The sequence below is a fragment of the Pseudoalteromonas citrea genome, assembly GCF_000238375.3.
GTDB classification, from domain to species: Bacteria; Pseudomonadota; Gammaproteobacteria; order Enterobacterales; family Alteromonadaceae; genus Pseudoalteromonas; species Pseudoalteromonas citrea.
Window position 1 is genome coordinate 225,257 of record NZ_AHBZ03000021.1, and the last position, 23,598, is coordinate 248,854.

Consider the following 23,598-nt stretch of genomic DNA (forward strand, 5'->3'; position numbering starts at 1 on the left):
GTCTATTTAGCGCAACTTTTTGCATTTACATCACACAATGTAGCAGCTGTTTTTTTAAAACGAGGTTGCTTTAGTTAATTGGTGTGCTATAAATGAAAGCGCTTACATTTTTACTAAAGTTAATCGTTAAGCATCATTTGGTCAAGAAATTTAAAACGAGAATAACAAATCAACGGCACGAAACAGGTTGTATAGGAGTCATTATGGCAGGCATACCCATCAGCACCCATTCAGAGCATCATGCTCCAAGTGGAAGTCAAAATACCCGCTTTGCGTTAGGGTCATTAACCACACTCTTTTTCATGTGGGGGTTTATTACCTGCCTCAATGACATTTTAATTCCCTATTTAAAAGCCATGTTCTCCTTAAGTTATACGCAAGCGATGCTGATACAATTTTGCTTTTTTAGCGCCTATTTTATCGTCTCTTTGCCTGCGGGCAGATTGATCGGAAAATTAGGCTTTCAAAGAGGTATTGTATTAGGCCTTATCATTGCCGGCATAGGCTGTACTTTGTTCTACCCCGCGGCCGCTTTAAAGCAATATAGTTTGTTTTTGGGGGCGTTATTTGTATTAGCCTCAGGGATCACTATTTTACAAGTATCTGCCAATCCTTTTGTCAGTATTTTAGGTGATAGCAAAACGGCCTCGTCACGATTAACCATGACACAAGCATTTAATTCACTTGGTACAACCGTGGCGCCTATGTTCGGCAGTACCATGATTTTATCCGCGGGGATCTCTGCAAGCGATGGCAGAGCAGACCAAAGCTCTGTGCAAACGGCCTATTTAATCCTTGCGGGTACTTTATTTATTCTTGCGGTAATATTTTCGTTACTCAAATTGCCCACATTAAATGCAGCGCAGCCAAACACTGAACACTCAACTCAGGAAAATCGGTTTGAAGTGCTCCAATATAAGCACTTATCGCTCGGGGCAATAGCCCTCTTTTTGTACGTTGGTGCTGAAGTCAGTATTGGCAGTTTTCTGATCAACTATATTGGATTAGATAATATTGCAGCACTTGAGGAAGCAGAAGCTGCCCACCTAATAGCCTATTTTTGGGGGGGTGCTATGGTAGGTCGGTTCATTGGCGCAGCAGTCATGCAAAAAGTCAACGCTGCACACGTGCTGGTATTCAATGCATTGGCAGGTTCAGCGTTACTATTATTCGCCATGCTCGGCAATGGTGAATCTGCAATGTGGGCTATGTTACTGATTGGCCTGTGTAATTCCATTATGTTTCCTACTATTTTTAGCCTTGCAATCAACTCTTTAAAGCAACTCACCAGCCAAGGCTCTGGCATTCTCTGCTTAGCCATTGTAGGTGGCGCTATTTTACCTTTATTGCAGGGTGTTTTAGCTGATGCGATTGGATTACAGCACTCTTTCATATTGCCACTACTGTGCTTTTTATACATCGCCTACTACGGTTTAAAGGGTACGACGGCACAAAAATTCTCTCGGTTTACTAAGTAATTGGAATAAAAATGACAACACCACTTCACTATATCAGTGTACTTTTAATGTCGCTATCAACACTGAGTTGTACACAAAATGAATCAAAAACAGCGGAAAAATCCAGTATATGGCCGACTTTGCACTATAAACTTGCTACAAACTCTGACGTTGAGCAGCAAGTAGAATCTATACTCGCCCAAATGACGTTAGAGCAAAAAGTCGCGCAAATGATCCAACCAGAAATTCGCGATATCACTGTGGAAGATATGCGCCGCTATGGGTTTGGTTCATACCTTAATGGGGGTGGTGCTTTTCCCAATAACAACAAACACGCCAGTGCAGCTGATTGGGTTAATCTGGCTGAGCAAATGTACCAAGCTTCCATAGACGACAGCTTAGATGGCAGCACAATACCGACCATGTGGGGAACTGATGCGGTACACGGCCACAATAATGTCATTGGCGCGACGCTATTTCCTCATAATATTGGGCTAGGCGCGGCAAATAACCCTAACCTGATCGAACAGATTGCCCAAATTACCGCAAAAGAAGTGATGGCAACCGGAATTGACTGGGTCTTTGCCCCCACGGTTGCCGTAGTGCGTGACGACCGTTGGGGCAGAACCTATGAAGGCTATTCTGAAGATCCCGTTATTGTGGGCCAATATGCATCAGCCATTGTCTCGGGCTTACAAGGCAAACCAAATAGCAATTTTTTAGGTGATGAACAGGTCATTAGTACTGTAAAGCACTTTTTGGGTGACGGCGGCACCGTTGGGGGTGACGACCAAGGTAATAATATCGACAGCGAACAAACCTTATTTGATATTCATGCCCAAGGCTATGTCCATGGTTTAAGTGCTGGCGCGCAAACCGTCATGGCGTCATTCAATAGTTGGCATGGTGATAAAATTCACGGCAATAAATATTTGCTCACCGATGTATTAAAACAAAAAATGGGCTTTGATGGCTTTGTGGTTGGTGACTGGAACGGCCACGGGCAAGTTAAAGGGTGCAGCAATGAAAGCTGCAGCCAAAGTATCAATGCAGGCCTAGATATGTTTATGGTGCCGACCAAAGCATGGAAGCCTCTGCTACAAAACACTATCGCGCAAGTACGCCAGGGGGAAATTGCATTAACACGCATTGACGATGCCGTATCCCGAATTCTAAGAGTAAAAATACGTGCAGGCTTATTTACAAAACCCAGCCCAGCTAAGCGAATTTTAGCAGGAAAACAGCATTTAATTGGTCATGCTGAGCATCGAAAAGTCGCTAAGCAAGCCGTAAGAGAAAGCTTAGTACTGCTAAAAAACAACCAGCAAATACTGCCGCTAAAACCAAGTAGCAACATACTTCTTGCAGGTGACGGTGCCGATAACATCGCAAAGCAATCAGGAGGCTGGTCAATTACATGGCAAGGCACAGGCAATACCAACGAAGACTTCCCTGGTGGCAGCTCTGTTTATGACGGGGTACTACAACATGTTAGTGCCGCAGGTGGAAAAGTAACACTAAGCCCAAATGGCGAATTCAGCACGCGCCCAGATGTGGTGATCATGGTGTTTGGTGAAAACCCTTACGCAGAAGGCAACGGCGACTTAAATAGCTTGGAGTATCAAAAAGCCAATAAACGAGATTTAGCCTTACTGAAAAAGTTTAAATTACAAGGGCTGCCAGTTGTCTCGGTGTTTTTATCTGGTAGACCATTATGGGTAAACCCTGAACTTAATCATTCAGATGCGTTTGTTGCCGCTTGGTTGCCAGGCTCAGAAGGCAGTGCGATTGCGGATGTATTATTTAAAACCAAAACAGGAAAAATCAATTACGACTTTACGGGTAAGCTGTCGTTTTCTTGGCCCGCACACGTAACCGACCACCACCTGAATGTGCATGACGCCCACTATACCCCCCTATTTGCCTTTGGGTATGGCTTAACATATCGCGATGATGTGCAAGTGCCCCACCTCGATAGCACCATAGCAGACCTAACAACGGAGCCAAAAATACATCCTATTTTGCAAGGCACTGTCAAAAGCCCGTGGACGCTCAACATTGTGAGCCAAGCACAACGTAAGCAGATGAGTAGCAACGCAGTGACACTTGACGCGATTCAAGTTAGAACCATCGACAAAAACGTGCAAGAAGATGCGCGTCAGATCACGTTTTCACAGGTACAACCTGCGAAAGTCGCTATTAGTCATGTTTTTCCTGAAGACTTGCGTGACTATACCGCGCCAAGCAGTGCCTTAATGTTTGACATTAACGTATCAAATAAAGCGGGATTTACCGCCAAGTTCGGCGTTAACTGCGACGAAAACTGTAGCCGAGGTATTCCCCTTGCAAACGTCGTAAATACTGAACTTATTGATCAATGGCAAAGTACGGCAGTGAGTACCAAATGCTTTAGTCATGTAACCGCGTTTGCCAGCGTGTTTAGCCCATTTGCGATTGCCGCTGAAGTCGATACGACCATAAGCCTCGCCAATATTCGTTTAGTACACACGCGACCAAAAGCGCACCCAATGCATCATTGCCCGTAATACTACTGCCCGACAGACACGGGAGTAATTAATAGAGTGTTGCAGCCCTTGGCTCGCAACACTTCACCTTAAACATTGTGCATATAACAGTGCATACAATCATTTAATTCATATTCAAGGAATGAGTTAAAACCATATGTAAGCGGTTACACCATTTAGACTGAAAAGAGATTGAACTATGAATACAATAAATCGAACTCAGCGGTTATGCGCCTATTCTCTACTCGTTTCAACCATGATTTTGTCATCTGGTTGCTCCGACTCAAGTGGTGAGTCGTCTAGAGAGCAGCTTAGCTTTAACACGGCGCCTACTTTCTCAAGTACAGCCAATACCAGTGCATCGGCACAGCAACCGTATAGCTATACTCCAACAAGCGAAGACATTGATGGCGACTCGCTCAGCTATCAAGCACAGACTCTCCCGAGCTGGCTTTCGTTTGAAAACAATGTGCTCGCTGGCACGCCCAGCACCACACATATTGGTGAGCACGACGTCGTGCTCGTCGTATCGGATGGTAAGCTCAGTACCACACAGAACTTTACAGTGACAGTTGCATTAGCAAGCAATGCAAAAGCATGGACCATGACATGGTCAGACGAATTTAACGGCACCACTTTAGACTCACAACACTGGCAAGTTGAAACAGGTGACGGCTCACAGTACGGATTAATTGGATGGGGCAACAACGAGCTACAGTGGTATCAAGAAGAAAATATCACCGTCGCAGATGGTAAACTTATTATTACCGCACAAGAACAGCAGACTAATAATTACAATTACACCTCTGGGCGCATGAAGTCTGAAGCAAAAGTCGACGTAACGTATGGCCGGATTGAAGCGAGCGTAAAAGCCCCATATGGCCAAGGCTTATGGTCAGCATTTTGGATGTTGCCAACAAATAGTCAATATGGCGGTTGGGCATCGGGAGGCGAAATCGACATTATGGAGCTGTTTAGCCTCACCACCGATCAAAAAGTGTTGGGAACCATTCACTACGGCATGGCGTGGCCGCTTAATCGCAGTGCTGGCGGGCAACATAGCCTCAATGTGACAGACGCATTTCATTTATATGCTGTGGAATGGGAACAAGATGAAATCCGCTGGTACGTAGATGACGTGCACTATGCAACCGTGTCCTCAGATACTTGGTGGAGTTATTACTACGAGAATTCTGAATTAGGATACGTATCAAAACCAGCCGCGCCTTTTGATCAAGACTTTCATTTATTACTCAATCTAGCCGTTGGTGGTAATTTACCTGGCTCACCCGATGCACAAACACAATTTCCCACTGTCATGGAAGTGGATTATGTCAGAGTATATCAATGTGACTCTGCTTCACAAACTGGTGTGGGTTGTGTCACTAACGTCAATGCGGCAGCTACAATTGCAGCGCCAAGTGACGTACATATAGCCAATTACCCTTTATTTATAGATAAAGCGCAAGACATAACGTGGCACATAAATGATGAGACTGTTTCTCGCGGCTTAACCGCGGCAATCGCATGGGACAACGACGGTGCAATTAGTTTAAGCGAAGTCGATATTGGTGGCGAGCACAATACGGTGCTTGAGATCAGCACGAGCAATATGGGCAATATGGCAATCAGCGCCACAGACAAAGAGGCATTTGCCTTGTTTGGTATGGGTAGCTCTGCTGAGCCTTGGAAATTGCATGCCGGCGAGCTGAAATTTGATTTGTTCATCAATAGTGCAAATACCACTGCCGACAGTAATATCCTTATCAAAATGGACAGTGGTTGGCCTGCACTAGGAGAAAAAGTGATCCCTGTTAATACACTGAAAATGGATCAGTGGAACAGAGTCTCAGTGCCTATCAATGAGTTATTAGCAACGCCCGGTCAACAGCCCCTAGATATGAACGCTGTAGTTAATTTATTTGTTATGGAATTCAGTGGTGCCGCGCATGTGCAGCTAGATAACATCGCACTAGTGTGTGGCCACAAAGACAGCGGCGGGTGCGGCATCAATCCACCCAAAGTTGAGATTGAAGGAGAACAAATCACGGTATTCGATGATGCGGTTAACGCCGATATTTGGACAAATGGGATTGGTGCATGGGACACCATTACTGGCGCAGATTACTTTGATGGTCAAAGCAATAACCATGTAACTTGGTCCACCGTTGACAGTGATGATGCTGATCGCGGCAAAGTACTCGAAATTGGGTTTTCTGGTAACGGTGCCGATGGCCTACTGTATTTTCAATCTGCACAGCCCATTGATGTGAGTGACTACCAAAACGGGGCATTAATTTTTGATATTAAGGTGCTTGATTATGCACAAACAACCAGTGGCATAAGCTACAAAATAGACTGTATATTTCCATGTACAACAGGTGATCAAGTCCTCGGTGTTATAGCCGATAACCAGTGGCAAACCATCACTGTGCCAGTCACTGATTTAGTTAATTTTGGTTTAAACCCTAAATCGGTTAATACGGGGCTGGTGATTTATCCTACTTGGGGTGATCAGCAAGGTGTGACATTACAAATTGACAACGTTCGCTGGGAAAAATCAACTTCAACAGACACGCCCCCCCCCTCCTCAAGTAATGGCTTGATGATCTACGATGGTACGATTGCACCAACCTGGGAGTTATGGGATTGTTGTAGCGGTGCCACTGTAGAGCAAGTTCAGTCTGACGATAGCAATTACGCAACCGTTGCCCAATATACTTTCAACAGTACGCCCACTGTGGCAGGTATTATGAGTAGTGCTAGTTACGACGCAAGTACACTGAGCAATGGCACCCTTGAATTTGACCTAAAAGTGTTATCACAGCCAACCGACAATAGCGGAGATTGGCTCATAAAAGTGGAAGGCATTACTGCTCAGGTGTTTGCCGAGCTAAAACTGTCACAAAGCCAAGAAGGGATCGCGCCGCAACAGGACCAATGGCAACATTACACGTTCGCATTATCTGAGTTAGAAGCTGCGGGACTGAATCTTTCAGCCGTGAAGATCATCATGATATTCCCAACATGGGGCACGGGTGATGGGGCGGTTTATCAATTAGACAACGTGCAATTTTCGACCCCGTAACCAAAAGGTGTGGCGTATACCCTATGCGCCACTCTCTTACACTTCTTCAAACAAGATATAAAACAAATCAATAAAATCAGTTAATTAGCTATAAACTCACTTCACAAACGCTTTTATAGCTCACTTTTCTTATTTCATATCGGTATATATTATAATCAAATACATATATAAACAAATGTATACATAATAATCATTGCCTTAGCAGGGTTTGATTGCATTTTAATGTTTATACTCCGCAGTTTCTCGTTTGACAGCAATTTAAATACCACCGATATTTAGATCGTTCCAAAATCATTAATGATTTATGCGCTTTAATGTTTCATAGGCTGTTCTTGTGAGCAGTTATATATAAAAACTCAAAAATGGAACGATACAACAAAAGGTAAAAATGATGAATAACCGCAATAAATATTTAAACAAGCAGTCTCTACTACTCGCGATGTTTGCCAGTGTCAGCTCCCATGCGTTTGCAACCACGGCAATAAGTGACGATGTGACACAACCGAACTCGGCAGCGATCACAGCCTCAGCTGAAAATGGTAGTCACGAGTCAGCCTATCACGCATTCGATAACGAGCAGTACACCAAATGGTTGACGTTTGAGTCAACAGGTTGGCTGAATTACCAATTCTCAAATACTATGATTATACAAGGTTACAGTATAACGTCTGCCAATGACGCTCCAAGCAGGGACCCAAAAAGTTGGGAGTTACAAGGCTCAAATGATGGAGTTAACTGGACAACACTAAACATACAAAATAATCAGATCTTTGCCAGTCGTCATCTAACTAAATACTATGACTTCAGTAACACTCGTGCATTTAACCAAGTACGCCTAAGCGTTCAAAATAATAACGGCGCGGCAATTTTACAATTGGCTGAAATACAGTTATTTGGCCACGCCGGCAGTGACAATGGCACACCTACTCTACCCGTCAACGAAAGTTATGCTCTCGCAGCCGGTCAATGGCAGCATTTTGGCCCTTATAACGTGGGCAACGAAGTCATTGCAACAACCTCAGGCACTGGCGATGCTGACTTATATTTGAACGCGGGATCTGTAGCAACAACAAATCAGCATATTTGCCAAAGCACTTCCCCTACAGCAAATGAGCAATGCAGCGCCATCAGCAACGATTTATATGTTTCAGTTTATGGGTATTCTAATACGCAATTTAATATAAACATCACAGAGAATACTCCAACGGACCCAGGCAATGGGCAGTGGAAAAAGCCGGTGGTCGATTTTGTTGACCTAAACCCAGAAACACAAGGTTCGCAGCTACTTAGGCGTATTATTCAAGACCCAGCCGCACATATGGCGCAGCGCTGTATCGACGTTGCACAAGTTTTGTATAAAGACCCTATAGAATCTAACCGTTTTAAAAAGTTGCGCTTTGAGTTACGCGCCAAAGATCACTGGGGTAAAGAGTTTGTGGCGTACAAAATGGGGGAAGACGGTTCAGGTGAAATGACCATTGTAGTGAGTACCACCCATCTAGAAAAACTCTATCGAGAAGGCGGCAATTCAGATGCGGCTATCGCAGATGAAATTGATGGCATTTTATTCCATGAGGTAACCCATGGTTATAATAACTCGCCTCTAACGCATGACTCCTATGGTGATGGTCAAGCCTATTGGGCATTCACTGAAGGCTTAGCGGATGGTGTGCGTATTGGCGCGGGCTTTCACAAAACCCGTCAGCCTAATGTTAATGACCCTAAAAAGTGGCTAGGTGGTTATACAACAACCGGGTTCTTTTTCCATTATGTACAACGCCGAATTGATAACCAATTTATCTATAAATTCAACAAAGCAGCCAAAGACATGGGCAATTATACATGGTCATTCGATTCTGCATTTAGACAAACAATCGGCCGAGGCGTTGAAGATGTGTGGAACGAATACGCCGCCTTTATCAATAATGGCGGCCAATTAGAGTATTAACTTGTTAATTAACCCTAGCGAGAGTGCCCACTCTCGCGCACTTATTCTTTGATCAGCATGGCGTGAATGCAAATCCGAAATACACCACTCGCTAAATTAGGCTCTTTTGTAACCGTCACTTGTTTTTAACGCGAATAGAAACACCAAGCCACGTTGCCCCGTCGCGTTTATTGTCACTCTTGTCCCAAGTTTCAATAGGGTCCCATAACTGGACCCGCTCTTTTAAATGAGGGTCAAACCATTCACCCTGTTCATTATTTAAAATGTAGTGCAACGCACCATTCACAGATATGACAGAAACAAGCATGCTCTGTGCTCGTTTCAGATTCTCGTCATTTAAATAAGAAATATCAACGCTTTGCTCTTTTATCAAAGAGAACTCTTGTTCAAACACTGATGACAAATAAGTGTGTGTTTGTTTGTCACGAATTACAACCTCACACTTCAAACCTAACTTAGTTAGTACATAAAGCATTGCTGCCAAAGAGTTATAACCTGTACTTTCTATGTATTTTGGATTTTCACCTGGCGTTATAATCCCTGTTATTGTGTAGATATTTCTAGCAAGCGTTATAAGATCATGCTGCCCATGGATCACAAGCGGCTCGCCATTAAATGTCTGTGTTTTCAAATTATATGCATTCAAACTCACTGCGGGCTCTACAGGCAAGAGTTCAAATACGTCTAAACATGCAATAATACAATAAGGCCCGCAATATAGGCTCCCTGTAGGTTGTGTCATACTTGGAAATTTTCTCATACATTCCTTATAAAATACTTAACTGAGCCCTATTTCTCTATTCCCATTATTAACTCAAGGAGCATGAATCATAGTAATAAAATCACAACCATAAAAAATACGTATGCTACAACAGTGTAAAATAGCGACTTCATCCTATAAATTTTGCGTTTTTCCATTTGCATGTAAAAATAGGGCTCTATGATATACATATGGATGGTGACGTGAATAAATTGATAAAGAATCGCTTTAGTGGATTTATTAAAAAAAATAAATTAAAACGTGTTAAGCGTAAAGCATTATTGTTAATACTGATTTCTGTGATCGTGTTTTTAGTGGTCAAAGCATTGATTGTGACATTTTATGCAGCACTTATTTTAGCTGTACTTATTGCTACCTTTATTTTATATAGAAAAATCAAAAAAAACTAAAGCGTTACTTAATTGCTCCATCAATTGAACGCATCTCAATCATAGTTTTACTTTATCGCAATATAAATCAAAGGGGCTGAACGCCCCTATATTTTTATAACACAGATAGTTCTACAGCAATATTGCCTCGTGTTGCATTCGAATAGGGGCATACCTGATGCGCTTTTGCTACTAATACTTCCGCTTCTGCCTTGTCCATATCTGGAATAGAAACAGCCAATTTAGCCGCGATACCAAACCCCCCTTCAATTGGGCCAATGCTAACTTGCGCATCAATACTCGTGGTGGCAGGTAAACTTATTTTACTCTGCCCCGCTACGAACTTAAGTGCGCCAATAAAACACGCCGCATAACCTGCCGCAAATAACTGCTCGGGGTTAGTACCTGCACCATCATCGCCACCAAGTCCCTTGGGGGTAGACAACTTAACATCTAAACGACCATCATCAGACTGTGCGCTGCCTTCGCGCCCACCTGTCGCCGTTGCATTTGCTGTATAAGCAACCGTTTGTAATGTATTCATATTCACTCTCCAATATTTTAGCGATGGTTTTCATAAAACAATTTAGTTTGCATGCAAACTAATATACTCAAAAAATTCTTAATTGCAAATACTTTGTGTGCAAAGTAAAATATTGACTAAGGAGAACACCATGAGCTATGAACAATTAAAGTTAAAAAACCAGCTATGCCACCGGCTTTATATGGCATCGAATGGCATTACGAGACGCTACCGCCCTCACTTAGAAGCGTTAGATCTCACCTATCCACAATATGTCGTAATGATGGCATTGTGGGAGCAAGACAATATTACCATTGCCCAGCTGATTGAGTTAACCGCCATTGATGGGGGCGCAATGACCTTAATTTTAAAAAAAATGGCGATAAAATCGCTCGTTCAGATTGTCAGTGACGAAAACGATAAGCGAAAAAAGTGTATTAGGCTGTTACCACAGGGTGTCGCACTTGAGGAGCAAGCCCAGCATATCCCTAACCTCATTAAATGTGGTTTTTCAGACGTAGATGAAAAAGAAATATCGCAACTGATCTGCCTACTGGACAATGTATTGATGAAACTGGAAAAATAAAATCATCACTGCAAAAGTTAATCAGCAAAAGTAAAAATCACAATAATAACATAATGGAACTCTTTAATGCCTTGTAAAAAACTGCTCTTGGTTTTACCTCTGGGGTTGCTAATCTACCTTTATTTTACCTTCACGACCGCAGATGCAGAGAATACCAGATCAAATAGTGCGCTGCTCACTGAAAACCCAGTGATGACAACTTCTCTACTGCCTTCAAAAGATCAAGTGCTTATAGAGCCTCTTTTAGCGAAAAAACTACATTGCCCGCAACTTGATAAAGCGCATGAAGTATATTTGTATAACAAAGCGGAATTTATAAGTGCAAAGGCGGTGCAATGGTACTTTGATGGCTATGACCGATATGTAATTGCTGAAACGTTAGCTGCCATGTTTGGTTACTCTGCGGCAATGAAATGGATCATAACTATAAATCAATTTTCTCTCTATCATGAGCAACATGATGCCCTTACTCAAAATATTGACTCTTTAAGTTATAATTCAGACTTTTCAAAACCTTCACACTATTTAACGGGCCTATCCCGTTATCAATATACACATGGAGATCACGCGCAACCCTTAGGTCAGCCGCTTAATCAATTGCCAGATATAGCGATGTATCATTGGAGTGAAGCGTTAAATAATGCTTTACAAGCTAAAGATATGGATGGCGCAATCAACGCCATATACAAACTAAAGGCTTTGATCACTAACCCTACTTTTTTCCCACATCCCATCAAAAACTCGATGCTTTACCCTAGCCTCTCATTTTTATCTCAGCCACAAGTAACACAAATAGTTACAGCGCTGCTTGAGTTATCACCCATCTATGTTGACAGCAAAGATCACCATGAAAAACCCTATGGGGCAATGTTAGCAAACTTGGGGCTAGAAAAGACCTTATGGAGGTTTACAAAAATAAATTCGAATGACTTTAAGATTGATCCCGTAATAACAGCATTGATAGAGCAATTGAGTACAGCGTACCCATCACTTAATAGACCGCCAATTGCTAAAAATATATGCAAAAATCAAATTATCAATAATGACACAGCACTAAATGTAGCGCCGCTAACTGTTAAAAACTCAACCCAGCCCCTCACTCCTAGCTGGCAAGGCGCTCATTCATTATTTTGCCCTAAACAAACGTTTATGAGTAAGTTCGTGTCTGCAAACAATCATCTCAAGCGCATTAATCTGTCATTGGACGATTTTAATACTTATCAAGCTCTACTAAAAAATAGCAGAGAGTTAAAAGGCGTATTAGACCAATTAGATGAATCCCAAAGAACCTCACTATTAGAATTAATATATTTAAATAAACAATTGTCACCTTCAGAAATTGATGTTTTATTCAACAAAAACATCACCCCAACAGACAGTAACTTTTACCTGCTGGTCCGAAGGCTACCAATAGATCATCAAAAAGCCATATTATTAAAATATCAACATAGATTAGACAATTTCGACTACCGCCAAATTTCACTCATTACAAACGTCATTTCGTATAATAACAATGACAGTGATGAACTTGTTTCTTTTCTTATTTCACACGACTTTGCGTTAAAACCTAATACATCAGCCCCTGATCCACTATGGCTTCAGCTCCACTTATTACAAATTGAAAAAACACGCCAAGCACTGCCAAAAAAAGCGCTTCTAAGCTTAATTGAACATACCCAACTAGACGAAATTCATGTCAATATTATGTATAAGATCAAGCAAAGTAATATCGAATTATATAATACTTTGGTTAACGAATTTCCTAAGTTGCTTTTGAATGAACCAAAATTTCTCATGAACATACAATGTGAAGGTTTATAGTGACGGACATTATTGTTAAAGCTCTAGTTACATCACATTGTACGTAACCACTAGTAAGTAAAAGCAACTAGGTTCAGTTACTCATATTATAAGGTGTCAAAGCCATTCGGGCTGTTGAAAGTTAATACAATTGCTCTGGAAAAAGTGATTGTATTAACTTAAATAGTGTCACATATTGTTTTCTACTTTAAGCCTTTATAACGCTAATCACCTCATTACCAAGCCCGAATTCAACATCGAAGTACGGCACACCTTTTAATATCTAACCCAGAGTGAGACTCCGTATTCACATTTTGACTTTGTTATTTCTATACCAAGCCGTCGCCATCAATAACATGAACACTAAGCTAAGCACGTTAATTGATAGGGTGATGTCATCTAAATTAAATGCCACCGCAATCATCACCCCAAAGTTCACCCCCATATTGAAATCGCCATATTCAACATGGATTGTCTGCAAGGCAAAATATAAAACTGCTAAGGCGATCATTTTACTATCGCCCACTTTGATATATTTCACGAGTAAAAAGCCAATCGCCCCACCGACCAAACTTTCTATCAACTCGAAAATGTCGAACTCAAACAGCACAGGGGATAAAAGTGCAAAAGCGACAATTAGCCATGCATATACCGACACATATTTTGACGCCGCCGTATTAAAGCGAGTGGGATGAGTAATTGTCATGAAAAGCCTCGTTAGTCTTTAATCAAAGTAATTCATTATCTTACAATTACCATTTCTATTGCAACGAAATTAGGAACATCTTGCCTTGCGCCAGCACGTGCCAAGACGCAACAAGGTGGGATATGCTGTTTTTATGGCGCTTTTTAAAATTCTCTTGTGATTTTGGTGTTTTATATGAAGCTTTACTCGACAGTCTACCACTGTAGTCTGTATAATTCGCGACCTCATTTAGACCAACCCTTGATGCTTGTTAAAAACAACATAATCCTTGTTTTTTATCGGCTCACCTTGCTTAGGAATTCATCTTGATATCTACCGCGAATATCACCATGCAGTTTGGTGCAGAACCCTTGTTCGAAAATATTTCTGCTAAATTTGGTAATGGCAATCGTTATGGCTTAATTGGCGCAAATGGCTGCGGTAAATCGACATTTATGAAAATCTTAAGTGGCGCGCTCGCACCGACTTCAGGTAATGTTTCAATTACTCCAGGCTTAAAAGTCGGTAATTTAAGTCAAGACCAATTTGCATTTGAAGCTTATTCTGTTGTTGATGCCGTGATCATGGGTGACACAGAACTTTGGAAAGTAAAACAAGAACGCGATCGTATTTACTCTTTACCTGAAATGAGTGAAGAAGATGGTATGAAAGTCGCCGAACTTGAGAGCTTATTTGCAGAAATGGATGGTTACAGCGCAGAAAGCCGCGCAGGTGACATTCTACTTAAGGCAGGGATCGAGGAAGAATTTCATTTTGGGTTGATGTCTCAAGTTGCACCGGGCTGGAAACTGCGCGTGTTACTGGCACAAGCATTATTTGCTAACCCTGATATTTTATTGCTGGATGAACCAACCAACAACCTCGATATTCATACTATCGGTTGGTTAGAAAATGAATTAAACCAGCGTAAATGTACCATGATCATTATTTCGCACGATAGACACTTCTTAAATGCCGTCTGTACACACATGGCCGACATTGATTACGGTGAATTACGTATTTACCCAGGTAATTATGAAAAGTTCGTGGAAGCATCGTCTTTGATCCGCGAGCAATTATTAGCGGGTAACGCTAAGAAGCAGTCAGAGATTGACGAATTACAAGACTTTGTAAACCGCTTTGGCGCCAATGCATCAAAAGCAAAACAAGCAAGTTCACGCGCTAAAAAAATGGACAAAATCAGCTTAGACGAAGTTAAAAATTCTAGCCGTATCGCGCCGAGTTTACGATTCGATGAAGGCAAGAAAATGCACCGCCAAGCATTAATACTTGAAGACTTTGGTCATGGGTTTGACGGCGAAGTGCTTTTTGAAAAAGGTGAGCTTATTCTTGAATCAAATGCCAAGCTTGCCATTATTGGTGAAAATGGTGTGGGTAAAACTACCTTTATACGTTGCCTAGTTAACGAACTTCAAGCGAATGAAGGTGTTGTAAAGTGGTCAGAAAACGCATCAATAGGTTACTGCCCTCAAGACAGCTCTAAAGATTTTGACAATGACTTATCGTTATTTGACTGGATGTCACAGTGGCGTACCGCTAAGCACAATGATTTAATGGTACGTGGCATGTTAGGTCGCTTATTGTTTACTGCCGATGATTCCAATAAAAAAGCCAAAAACTGCTCAGGTGGTGAGAAAAACCGTTTGTTATTTGGTAAATTAATGATGCAAGACGTAAACGTGTTAATTATGGATGAACCTACTAACCACATGGATATGGAAGCCATCGAAGCCTTAAATAACGCGTTAAAAGAATACGAAGGGACACTTATTTTTGTCAGCCATGACCGTCAATTTGTGTCATCTTTAGCTACGCGCATCATCGATATTAAAGACAAGAAAGTCGAAAACTTTCACGGTACATTCGATGAATACCTCGCGAGCCAAGCCGAACAAGAAGCTTTACTCGGTGTAAGGTAACCCCACATTTAAAGCGTTTATCATTCAATGTACATGATAAACGCTTTGCTATTGCTGCCACCCTTCATTCAAAGCACCATTATCAACTAATCTCTGTTGCGCTATTCCTCGAGTATTATTACATGAGGCGTAATAACACATTCAAATATCCAGATAACCATGCGCTAAAAAGCCAGCTTATTAACTGATATAAACGCTTTTAAAGCAATACCCACCTATTTAAAAATATTGGTATATCAAAAACTGTGGATAAATAACCTTAAAATTTATAAAGTCATACCAACTCAATTTACATGCCATTGAGCGCAAAAATATATACACCTATCCTGTTAAGTGCAATATTTCTAATGAAACAATGCACACCTAGTGCTTAATCCACATATTAAAAAGTAAAATCAAGGATAGAATAATTGATGAATAAAATATTGAGTGTCATTACAATTATTATTATGCTTTTTTCTGGCAGTATAACAGCAAAGAATATACCTGCTAGTGCACAGTACTTAGGTAATGAAGGAGTATTAATAGTAAATAACAATAAAAAAGTACTATTTGATCCTATTTTCAAGCAAAACTATAATCGTTTTACATTAGTGCCCAAGGAGATCAAAGAAAAGCTCATTAATAGTGCAGCGCCATTTAACACTATAAATGCCATCTTTATTACCCATGATCACGCGGACCATTTTCATGCTGCCGAAGTATCAGAGTACTTAAAAGAGCATAAAGAAGTTCAGTTAATTGCCCCCACGCAAGTAATTAAAAAACTCGCATTACAGCCAAATTACCAGCAGTTCAAGCCGCAATTACATGAAGTATCACTTAACATTGGCGATAAGCCAACTAGGTTAAACATTAACAATATTCATGCTGAAGCCGTTCGTATTCCGCACATCGGTTGGCCAAAGAGAACCGAAATTGAAAATATAGTCTATCGTGTAACCATTGATGGCGTCACAGTACTGCATTTAGGAGATGCTGATATCAATCCACAGCATTACATACCATACGCAAAGTTCTGGGCCGATAAAATAACGCACCATGCGTTTATACCTGGAGTGTTTGCTGTCGATGAACGCTCAACAACGTCGGCTAAAGTGCAGCTCAATGCTCGTAATATCACGTATGTTCATATCCCAATGCAAGTTCCTGATAAAATAAAAGCGTTGGCTGTAGATTATTTCGCAAAACCAGGTGAAAAAAGAGCTATTAAAGTAACAACTAACAATGCTAAATAGTGCGTCATACTATCAGCGGTAAGAGACGAGTTTGCCGAGTAACTTGCTCTTATCGCATCTAACTCTATATACGCATCTGAATACAATCGCTTAATCTGGGTACGTTTCCATGATGTGTATAACTTTATCTATATTGTCTATAAACAAGTCGACTAATTTAGGGTCAAAGTGCTCCCCTCTTTCCTCTTTCAATAATGCCAATACTTCCTCTAAAGGCCACGCTTCTTTATAACACCGTGAATGCGACAAGGCATCAAATACATCGACTAATGCGACTATACGGCCAAATATATGAATATCGTCGCCAGAGAGGCCATTAGGGTAGCCCTTGCCATTAAACTTTTCATGGTGCTGACCTGCTACAATCGCTGCGGCTTTGAGCACTGGTCGCTTCGATCTAGCAAAAATATCATACCCAATTGATACATGATTTTTCATCACCTCCCATTCTTCATCATTGAGCTTCCCAGGTTTTAACAACACAGAGTCAGGGATCGCTACTTTGCCCACATCATGCATAGGTGAAGCCATAAAAAGCTGATTCGCAGTATCATCATCGAGTCCAGCCCATTCTCCCAATGCTTTTGATAAATGCGATACGCGTTTCACATGATTTGCAGCTTCTTTGGAGCGACTTTCAACAACTTCTCCCAGTGTGTCAATAATTTCTGACTGCGTATCAAATATTTCCTTATCCAGTGCTAAGTTTTCAAATGCAACCGATATATTATGAGAAAACAATTCGAGCAATTGCCTATCCAAAGGGTCGATATCACCTACATTTTCTAAATAAATGAGGTTTGTTCCTGTATTAGTTGTTGGGAAATAGCCAATAAACGCCCCGCTTTCTAATAAGCTTCGCTGCTCAGCACATGCTCGCTCAAACAACACTTTAATAGCCTCAGGTAAAGCAGGTGATCCGTTGCCATTTGGCTGTAACAGCCCCGTCGCGGCAATAATTTCAAAGTGGTTGTCCACTTTTTTTACGGCGCAGTGGCTTGCTTGGGCGGTTAACGCTGCTTTATCAATATGTAGTAATGAAGCTAGCTGCACGAGCAGCCCGTTAGCAAACTTACTGATGGAACGGATCCTGAAAAGGCTTGCCGTAGAATCAATGACTTTTTCCAGGCCTATTCGGTGGTTTTCTAACATAGCTCTGGATTTTTCTATGGCGAGTATATCGCGATATCCCCTTAAACCCGTGTATACGACGGTAAATAATTTATCGCTGCTTAAATTGGTTTTTTCTTTGTAATCATTAATATCATAATTAACAATTATATCTCTTTCGGGTGCTTGTCCGGGTTGACCTGTTCTCAATATAATACGTACAAACGCATTTTTGAGCTCTTCTCTAATGTATTGTGCAACCAATAAACCCGCATCATCTGACTCCATCACAACATCTAAAAAAACCAATGCGATATCTGAATGCTCTGCTAATAACTGCTTCGCTTCTTCACCACTAAATGCACTAATAAATTCAAGGCTTTTGTTATCAAACTCAAACCGACTCAGTGTGATTTTTGTGACTGTATGAATATCGGGTTCATCATCTACTATTAAGATCTTCCATGTTTCTTTAGGCTTACCCTCTGATTTAGATTTCTTTTTAAACATAAAACTGCCTATTATACATTGGCTAACTTAATAGGTGCAGTAATGTAAAAACTGCTGCCTTGTCCCACTTCACTTTCAACCGTGATCGTACCGCTTAATTTTTGAGTCACTATATTATAGATGATATTCATGCCAAGCCCTGAACCGCCATTTGCGCGGTTGGTGGTAAAGAACGGATCGAATATCTTTTCTATCGTTTGCGTACTCATCCCTTTGCCATCATCTTTAAACTCCAGTACTAACGAATCTGCCCTTTTTGAAAATGTCAGAGTTACTTGACCGGTCTGGCCTTTGTTATACGCATGGATCAGTGTGTTTTGAATTAAATTAGTAAATATCTGTGCCCATGATCCAGGATAACTTGTCATCATCAATATTTGTTCGTTACAGACAACGTCAAAGTTAACGTCACTCTGTTTAAGCTGGCTATTCATACTGGTCATGGTTTCTTCTAAGTATTCTAAAATATCAAACTCACGTATTTCTTCTGACGATTGGTCAACAGCAACTTGTTTAAAGCTTTTTACTAAGTTTGCTGCTCGGGCCAAGCTCACATGAATTGTTTTGGCTAATTCTTTAGAGTCTTTGGTGAACCTTGAAAAGTCATCTTCTTCTAGCTCCCCCGCTTGAAATAACTTATCTATGTCTTCAACCATATGCTCAAAGTGGGATATTCCCGTTAGGCTCAATCCCACAGGGGTATTTATCTCATGCGCAACTCCTGCAACAAGTCCACCTAATGACGCAAGTTTTTCTGACTCAATTAACTGCCCTTGTGCACGTTTTAAGTCCTCTAAAGATTGCTCCAATGCAGCTTCACTTTGCTGTCGGGTGGCTACCTCCTCTTTGAGGGTTGCTCTTTCAATGTCGAGTTGGTTAACTGTGCGGTTTAACTTTTCAGTGCGTTCAACCACCCTTTTCTCTAACTCTCGATTGACGGTGTCTAGTTTTTTAATAGTATCGGCTGTCTTTTCCATCATGCCGTTTAACGCATTTTGCACAAGGCCCAATTCATCATCGGTATTTTTAGCGATATCAATGCGATTAAACACTGCATTATCTGGATCTATTGAATCAGCATGCCTTGCCAATAAACCAAGAGGAAGCGTTAATAACTTTCGAAATATGATAGTCACCAACACCACCAATGCCAGTGTCTTAATTACCGCATTAATGGCTAAGGTATAAACCCCTGACTTGATACTATTTATAATGACACTTCTGTCAGAGTAAAGCCGAACGACCCCTAAATCTGTGTTCTCTTCATTCATGGTTTTCACTAAGGTGAACTGATGCCAAAACAGCCCATCTTGCTGAATCGTTTTGTCGAGCGTTTTCCCACTGGAAAACAGCACATTACCATCAGCTCCTTTCACTTCAATGCCTGTAATATCGGGTAATCTTTTAATACTTTCTGCGGTAATATTGAGCTGGTCTAAATCATAGTTCCAGAGATCTGTCGCTAATATGTCGTGAAAGGTTTGCTCTGACGCCTCCAGAACACTTTGTACTTCGTTTTTAGCATCTTGATATTCAACAGCAATATGCACCCCTGTCACGATTAAAGTTAATAAAAAATAGATCGATAGCACAGAGCTGAGCAACTTCATTGAGATAGAGTTTTTGATTGATTGTGTATCCAGTGCAATTAATGCTGTCATTAATACGTAGCCTTTGCATCACATACGTAAAACGTAGACGTAATTTTGCTAAGTTGGTAGGCCAAGGCGTATTTTTGCGACGTGCTTTTCGCTATCAACTTGCCTTACATAAGTGTAATCCTATACTTGAAAGACACATTTTAATTCAATTGGCTAGCCGACAATGCACCCCATATTAATTCTGCTTTGCGTATTCTTATTCTCCATAACGACATTCTCGAGTGCTCAGACTATCAAAGTGCGAGGCCCCCAGTCTGAATTTGATAGTACGCATGACTACTATGTTGGGCTGTTAGAACTTGCTTATAAAAAAATTAATAAACCACTCACGATAAAGCTATCGCCCTACATGGTGCAACAACGTGCACTAAATGAACTAAAAGCTGGCCGTCTTATTGATATTTATTGGGCGGGTACTGACTCTGAACGCGAAAGCTCGCTGGGTTTTGTACCCATTCCACTGGTAAAAGGATTACTTGGCTATAGAGTATTCACCGCACATCAAAGTGCGGCAGCTTCGCTTGCTCAAATATCAACCTTAGATCAACTTAAAACACATCGTCTTTGCCAAGGTGCTCATTGGCCCGACACCGATATTATGATTGCAGCAGGATTAAACGTTATGCCCAATGCAATCTACGAAAACATGTTTAAGCAAGCTTACTCTGGTCGCTGCTTTGCCTTCCCTAGGGGAATTAATGAAGCGCATAGCGAAGTATTATCTCGAAAAAAGTCAATGCCGGAGTTAATCGTATACGACAAAGTAATTTTACATTACCCCTTCCCTATGTATTTCTTTATAAAAAAAAGTAATGAAACACTTATCACCGATGTGACTAATGGTTTAAATAAAGCAATTGAAGATGGTAGTTTTGATGAATATATGAAAAGCCATGAATCCACTAAACATTTATTTCCTTTAAGCAAATGGAAGTTAAGCACCGTGATCAGTATTGACAACCCTTTTTTAGACCCCAAAAGAGATATAAAAAATCCAAAATATTGGGTTGATTTAAGTCATTAATTTATATATAAAACCAAATTTCATAAAAACAACTTTATAAATCATAAAAACAAACAGCCGAATTAAAATAAAATCAATGTATAATAAAAACAGCCTTATTTATTATTTTTAAATAGTAAATAAAGGCTATTTACTATGAATTTAATGGTCAAATTTAATGAGGTATCATGAAAAAAATTAAGAGGAAGGACTCCTTTTCTAAATTAGTAGTTACAACATGTATGAGTTTAATACTCACAGCATGTGGGAATAATAACGACAATGTACAAGATACAACACCCGATCCAGTCACAACGATAAAAAGTGCGATAGTTGTTGGCGCTGGGTTATCAGGCCTTACCGCTGCCTATGAACTAGAGCAAATAGGCTATCAAGTCACCTTAATTGAAGCAAAAGACCATATTGGTGGCCGTGTTGGAACGCTTAATATAGGCGACCAACATGGGGAAGTTGGGGGGGAATTCATTGATGGTGAGACTGTGCATACTCATATACATCAATACGCTAACCAATTTGGCGTAGAGCTTGCTGAAACAGGATACTCTGGTGATACCGAGTCTGGCGCATATTATGTCAAGGGGAAGTTGGTAAGCTATACCGAATTTGACGATAACTTTGATCCTGATGTTGTTAACGACTATTACCGTTTTTACGATGAGCTTGATTTGTTAACTGCAGCGATACCTGACCCAGATAAACCTGCAGAATTAGAGCAAGCAATCGAATATGACTTAATGACGACCCAAACTTGGATTGATCAGTTACATCTCAACCCAAGTGCAAAATTATTAGCAGAACAATGGGTACGCGGTGAATTTGATGAGCCAAGTGATCTCTCATTGCTGCACGTTGTACAATACGCCAAAGTCTATGAATCAGTTAACGAAGATGACGTGGAAGCATTTCGCTTTTTAAAGGGCGGTAAAGCCATGGTCGATGCCTTCGCTGACAATATTACTGGCACAATTATTCTAGGGCAACCAGTAACACGTATTGCTCAAGTTGATAATGTTATCTCGGTAACTACAGCAAATGGCGACGTACATACGTCAGATGTCATTGTTGTGACTGTACCTTTACGTGTACTGGATAAAATTGCATTTTCGCCGGAATTACCAGAAAAGTTAAATGAAGCAGCTCAAGCACTTAATTATGGGTCACATTCTAAGGTATTACTCAAATACGACACCCGATTTTGGTTAAATCAAGGGCTTGGAGGAGACACCATAGTTACAGGGTTGCCCACTGGCTGGACTTGGGAAACAACCGAGCGCCAAGGCGGCGAAGGCGGGATTTTAATTACATATACGTCGGGTGACTATAGTCAAATCCAAAAACACTGGAGTGATGAAGACATTATAGATGCAAGATTAGAAGAAATTGAATTAATGTACCCCAACTCGTCGAAATACTTTGTGGAAGCAAGTGTCCATAGCTGGATAAATGATGAGTGGACACAAGGTGGGTTTCTAGCCTACGGACCCGGACAAATTACCCAGTACTGGGGCGCATTTCAAGAACCCGTTGGGCGCATCTATTTTGCAGGTGAACACACCGATACGCGTTATTTAGGTTTTATGGAAGGGGCAGTAAGAAGTGGCGTTCGCGTCTCTGAACAAATTGACGAGTTAAATCTATAAAACTCGCCATAAGGCTGCGGCATATTGACAATTAAATAAGCCGCATCCTTTCATATTCTTCTACGCTTTACGTAAAATGACATAGACGTAGTCATCTACTGATTGCCCACCAATCGATGTATTTTTAGTCAGCATCGATTCTCTGTGAAAGCCTGTTTTCTCAAGTAATTTCCACGAGGCGATATTGGACGTCGCGCATGTTGCGATAATTTTATTTAGATTTAAAGTTTCAAAACCATAGTCAACAATTAAGCGCAATGCCTCAGAAGCATAACCCTTTCCATGTGCTGACGCTTTTAGCATACAACCAGCCTCAGCTGAATCGTTGCAGCTACCTTTAAGAGCAATACCAATATTACCCACCTTATCGCCAGTGCTCTTTTCCGTAATACTAAAATCCCAACTTTTTTTCCCTTTACCTTCAGCACAGACCCTACGTTCAAAAATCGTTTTAAGTAAACTATCCGAACGAGGATCATCTACATACTTCATCAGTGTAGGGCATTGATTTAGTTCCTTAAAAAGTGTCCAATCTGACTGCTCAAGTGGTTTTAGTTGTAACCGTTCACTATTCATCTTTTTCCTTATCATCACCTTTAAAAACGTTACGAATATTAGCCCCGTAGCTCTGCTTGACACCGTTAAATGTATCGCACCACCCTCTTGTACCTTTATGATAGTACTTAATTTTCCTTTTCTTCGTAAAGTACATTG

Annotated in this window: 17 protein-coding genes; 11 read left to right on the forward strand and 6 right to left on the reverse strand. The window is 40.9% G+C overall.

Going from position 1 to position 23,598, the window contains the following annotated elements; translation table 11 throughout:
* Positions 1–203: 203 nt before the first annotated feature.
* The 4 genes from PCIT_RS12890 (at position 204) to PCIT_RS12905 (ending at position 9,018) form a co-directional block, all read left to right on the forward strand.
* Positions 204–1,478, forward strand: a complete 1,275-nt coding sequence (locus tag PCIT_RS12890) for a sugar MFS transporter (protein ID WP_010366668.1) — start codon at positions 204–206, stop codon at positions 1,476–1,478.
* Positions 1,479–1,489: 11 nt separating this feature from the next.
* A complete protein-coding gene (locus PCIT_RS12895) occupies positions 1,490–4,003 on the forward strand; it encodes a glycoside hydrolase family 3 protein (RefSeq protein WP_010366670.1) in 2,514 nt (837 codons plus the stop codon).
* A gap of 178 nt (positions 4,004–4,181) precedes the next feature.
* On the forward strand, positions 4,182–7,070 hold the full coding sequence (locus tag PCIT_RS12900) for a family 16 glycosylhydrolase (protein ID WP_010366671.1): 2,889 nt from the start codon (positions 4,182–4,184) through the stop codon (positions 7,068–7,070).
* Between the two features lie 388 nt (positions 7,071–7,458).
* Entirely contained in the window at positions 7,459–9,018 is a 1,560-nt protein-coding gene (locus PCIT_RS12905; RefSeq protein WP_238348024.1) for a basic secretory protein-like protein, read from the forward strand.
* A 115-nt stretch (positions 9,019–9,133) separates the two neighbouring features.
* On the opposite strand, the gene PCIT_RS12910 is transcribed toward PCIT_RS12905, so the two are convergent.
* Entirely contained in the window at positions 9,134–9,778 is a 645-nt protein-coding gene (locus PCIT_RS12910) for a T3SS effector IpaJ family cysteine protease (RefSeq protein ID WP_040698257.1), read from the reverse strand.
* 203 nt (positions 9,779–9,981) lie between these two features.
* Here PCIT_RS12910 and PCIT_RS12915 point away from each other — a divergent pair, with 203 nt between their 5' ends.
* Positions 9,982–10,188: a hypothetical protein gene (locus PCIT_RS12915; RefSeq protein WP_157592902.1), complete on the forward strand. Its 207-nt coding sequence runs from the start codon at positions 9,982–9,984 to the stop codon at positions 10,186–10,188.
* A gap of 94 nt (positions 10,189–10,282) precedes the next feature.
* Here the strand turns inward: PCIT_RS12915 and PCIT_RS12920 are convergent, their stop codons facing one another.
* The gene (locus PCIT_RS12920; RefSeq protein WP_010366679.1) at positions 10,283–10,711 is read right to left on the reverse strand and encodes an organic hydroperoxide resistance protein; all 429 of its coding nucleotides are present in this window, start codon (positions 10,709–10,711) and stop codon (positions 10,283–10,285) included.
* A gap of 130 nt (positions 10,712–10,841) precedes the next feature.
* Between PCIT_RS12920 and PCIT_RS12925 the strand changes: the two genes are divergently transcribed.
* On the forward strand, positions 10,842–11,276 hold the full coding sequence (locus PCIT_RS12925) for a MarR family winged helix-turn-helix transcriptional regulator (protein WP_010366681.1): 435 nt from the start codon (positions 10,842–10,844) through the stop codon (positions 11,274–11,276).
* 66 nt (positions 11,277–11,342) lie between these two features.
* Positions 11,343–13,097, forward strand: coding sequence for a hypothetical protein (locus tag PCIT_RS12930; RefSeq protein WP_010366683.1), 1,755 nt, complete (start codon positions 11,343–11,345; stop codon positions 13,095–13,097).
* A gap of 286 nt (positions 13,098–13,383) precedes the next feature.
* Here the strand turns inward: PCIT_RS12930 and PCIT_RS12935 are convergent, their stop codons facing one another.
* Entirely contained in the window at positions 13,384–13,782 is a 399-nt protein-coding gene (locus tag PCIT_RS12935; protein ID WP_010366684.1) for a hypothetical protein, read from the reverse strand.
* Positions 13,783–14,087: 305 nt separating this feature from the next.
* Here PCIT_RS12935 and PCIT_RS12940 point away from each other — a divergent pair, with 305 nt between their 5' ends.
* Positions 14,088–15,701, forward strand: coding sequence for an ABC-F family ATPase (locus PCIT_RS12940; RefSeq protein ID WP_010366686.1), 1,614 nt, complete (start codon positions 14,088–14,090; stop codon positions 15,699–15,701).
* 413 nt (positions 15,702–16,114) lie between these two features.
* The gene (locus PCIT_RS12945) at positions 16,115–16,939 is read left to right on the forward strand and encodes an MBL fold metallo-hydrolase (protein WP_010366688.1); all 825 of its coding nucleotides are present in this window, start codon (positions 16,115–16,117) and stop codon (positions 16,937–16,939) included.
* 90 nt (positions 16,940–17,029) lie between these two features.
* Here PCIT_RS12945 and PCIT_RS12950 read toward each other — a convergent pair whose 3' ends face one another.
* Both PCIT_RS12950 and PCIT_RS12955 read right to left on the reverse strand, forming a co-directional pair.
* Positions 17,030–18,559 carry a DUF3369 domain-containing protein gene (locus PCIT_RS12950; RefSeq protein WP_010366689.1) on the reverse strand — a complete coding sequence of 510 codons (1,530 nt, stop codon included), beginning with the start codon at positions 18,557–18,559 and terminating at the stop codon, positions 17,030–17,032.
* A gap of 11 nt (positions 18,560–18,570) precedes the next feature.
* Complete coding sequence (locus tag PCIT_RS12955; RefSeq protein ID WP_010366691.1) at positions 18,571–20,220, reverse strand: sensor histidine kinase; 1,650 nt, start codon at positions 20,218–20,220, stop codon at positions 18,571–18,573.
* A 163-nt stretch (positions 20,221–20,383) separates the two neighbouring features.
* Here PCIT_RS12955 and PCIT_RS12960 point away from each other — a divergent pair, with 163 nt between their 5' ends.
* Positions 20,384–21,244 (forward strand): type 2 periplasmic-binding domain-containing protein, encoded by an 861-nt coding sequence (locus tag PCIT_RS12960; protein ID WP_040698259.1) that lies wholly within the window; start codon positions 20,384–20,386, stop codon positions 21,242–21,244.
* Between the two features lie 167 nt (positions 21,245–21,411).
* Positions 21,412–22,884, forward strand: a complete 1,473-nt coding sequence (locus PCIT_RS12965; RefSeq protein ID WP_084622701.1) for a flavin monoamine oxidase family protein — start codon at positions 21,412–21,414, stop codon at positions 22,882–22,884.
* 60 nt (positions 22,885–22,944) lie between these two features.
* Here the strand turns inward: PCIT_RS12965 and PCIT_RS12970 are convergent, their stop codons facing one another.
* On the reverse strand, positions 22,945–23,460 hold the full coding sequence (locus PCIT_RS12970; RefSeq protein WP_010366697.1) for a GNAT family N-acetyltransferase: 516 nt from the start codon (positions 23,458–23,460) through the stop codon (positions 22,945–22,947).
* Positions 23,461–23,598: the final 138 nt, after the last annotated feature.